Raw genomic sequence first — 2529 nt, 5'->3', positions numbered from 1 at the left:
CACGCAAGCTGCGCGGTGGACGCATCGGCATGATCTTCCAGGATCCGCTTTCCAGCCTGCACCCCTTTTACACGATCGGCGCGCAGATCGCAGAAGCGCTCTATCTGCACGAGAAGATCGATCGCCACGACGCGCGCTCGCGCGTCGTCGACATCCTCGGCAAGGTCGGTATCCCTTCCCCGGCCGATCGGCTGGATGATTATCCGCATCAGTTCTCGGGCGGCATGCGCCAACGCGTAATGATCGCCATGGCGCTCATTCTAAAACCGTCCCTGGTGATCGCGGACGAACCGACGACCGCACTCGACGTCACCGTTCAGGCCCAGATCGTCGCGCTGCTCGACGCCATGCGCAAGGAACTCGGCACGACAGTGATCCTGATCACGCATGACCTCGGCCTGCTGTCGAGCGTGGCCGATGACGTGATGGTCATGTATGCCGGAAATCGCATGGAGTACSGCAAGAGCGCTGCCGTTTTCCGCTCGCCTGTTCACCCGTACACGAGCGGTCTGCTTAAATCGTCCCCCGCCAATTGCCAGCCGGGCTCGGATCTCGTCCCGATCAAAGGGCGGACGCCCAGCCTGCTCGCCCCCTCCGCTGGCTGCGTTTTCGCACCACGATGCAATGACGCACTGGCAAATTGCACCTCAGAGCCACCACCCCTGAGGCTCTACAGCGACGGTGTAGAGTCTCTATGTTGGCGAGAGCATGGGGCAGACATCGAGCCTGCAGTCGCGCGGCCGATCGTAACAGTGCCGGACCAGACCAACGCCGCTGAGCCGATTGTTGAGGCAAGGGACGTGCATCTGAGCTACCAGATCGGCAACTTCTTCGGCCAGCGCCGAACCCTCGATGTTCTCAAGGGAATCGATCTAACCGTTGCCAAGGGTGAGACGGTCGGTCTGGTTGGGGAGAGCGGTTGCGGAAAATCGACCTTCGCGCGTGTCGTTGCGGGGTTGACCCGCGCTACCAGCGGCTCGGTCAAATTGCGCGGAGAAGACATCGGCGCGCTGGATGGCGCCCGCTGGCGCGAGATGCGCAAGAACGTACAGCTTGTCTTTCAGGATCCTTTCGGCTCGCTCAATCCGCGCCGCCGTGTCGGGTCCATCATCGGCGATCCGTTTCGCCTCCATGGAGAAGCCTACGGCGAGGAACGCAAACACAAGGTACGGCATCTGATGGAGATCGTCGGCCTCAACCCCGAACACTACAACCGGTTTCCCTCGGAGTTCTCCGGCGGCCAGCGGCAACGCATCGGCATTGCGAGGGCACTGGCGCTCAACCCGTCGCTGATCATCTGCGACGAGCCCGTCTCGGCCCTCGATGTCTCGGTGCAGGCGCAGGTTCTGAACCTACTGCGACGCCTGCAGCGCGAACTCGACCTGACCTATCTGTTCATTTCGCATGACCTCTCGGTCGTTCGGCATGTGTGCGACCGCATCGCCGTCATGCAGGGCGGACGCATCGTTGAGCTGGCAAGCTCGGAACAACTGTTTGCCGATCCGCAGCATCCATACACGCGAACTCTTCTGGCGGCGACAAATGTTCCGCCGACCCTGACGGGCGCGCCAGACCGCATCCTTCGCGAAACCCGGATGGCAGCGCTATGAGTGAAATCGTATCGCAAATTGGTATCACGGAAGCCGAGGTCATTCAGCGTGGCTCACTGGAGCTCACGCTTCGGCGTTTGCGGCGCGACAGTGCCAGCATGGCGGCGGTTGGCGTGATCGTTGCCGTAGTATTGCTGGCAATAGCCGCGCCTACCATTGCCGCCCTGACCGGCCATTCACCGATCGAGCAGTTCCGCGACATCGGCCTCACGCCGATGGGCATCCCGGTGGGACCAAGCGCGGACTTCTGGTTCGGCAGCGATCAGCTTGGTCGTGATGTTTTGGTACGGCTCGCCTACGGCGCGCGCGTGTCACTGCTTGTTGGCGTTCTGGCTTCGTTAGCCGCCTCGACGATTGCGGTCATCGTCGGGGTAACCGCAGGCTATTTCGGCGGCTGGGTCGACACCTGTCTCAGTCGGCTTACAGACCTTGTCATGAGCGTGCCGTTTTTGCTGTGCGCGCTGGCCTTGGTTTCGGCATTCGGCCCTAGTCTCTTGCTCAGTGTGATCGTCATTGTGTTCTTCAGCTGGGCGCCGATGGCGCGCGTCATCCGTAGCCAGGTCATTTCGCTGAGCAGGCAGGATTTCGTCCAGGCAAGCCGGTCGCTGGGGGCTCGTCCGCTGTCCATCATGGTCGTCGACATCCTGCCCAATCTGTCGGTGCCGATCATCGTCTACACGACCATGCAGATTCCCAGCTCGATCGTCTTCGAGGCGACGCTTTCCTTCCTCGGCATGGGCATCGTGCCGCCGACGCCAAGCTGGGGCGGCATGTTGGCGGACGCATCCTCCAATTCACTCTACCTGATCGCGTGGTGGATGGTGTTCGTGCCAGGCATTGCTTTGCTCTTGACCACTCTGGCCTTCAACATTCTCGGTGACGGCTTGCGCGATGCGCTCGATCCGAAAAGCGCCCGTAC

The 2529-nt window shown here is 61.6% G+C and carries 2 protein-coding genes; both read left to right on the top strand.

Translation table 11 applies throughout. The features are described from left to right. A partial coding sequence (locus tag AC1DUU_RS29220) for an ABC transporter ATP-binding protein (RefSeq protein WP_476786819.1) occupies nt 1-1610 on the top strand: 1610 nt, incomplete at its 5' end. Further along, a partial coding sequence (locus tag AC1DUU_RS29215; protein ID WP_476786818.1) for an ABC transporter permease occupies nt 1607-2529 on the top strand: 923 nt, incomplete at its 3' end. The genes AC1DUU_RS29220 and AC1DUU_RS29215, both read left to right, overlap by 4 nt.

It is taken from the genome of Aminobacter sp. P4_H6_2 (assembly GCF_056400805.1).
The sequence above is the reverse complement of the archived record's forward strand: the minus strand, read 5'-3'. Positions and strand labels throughout refer to the sequence as shown.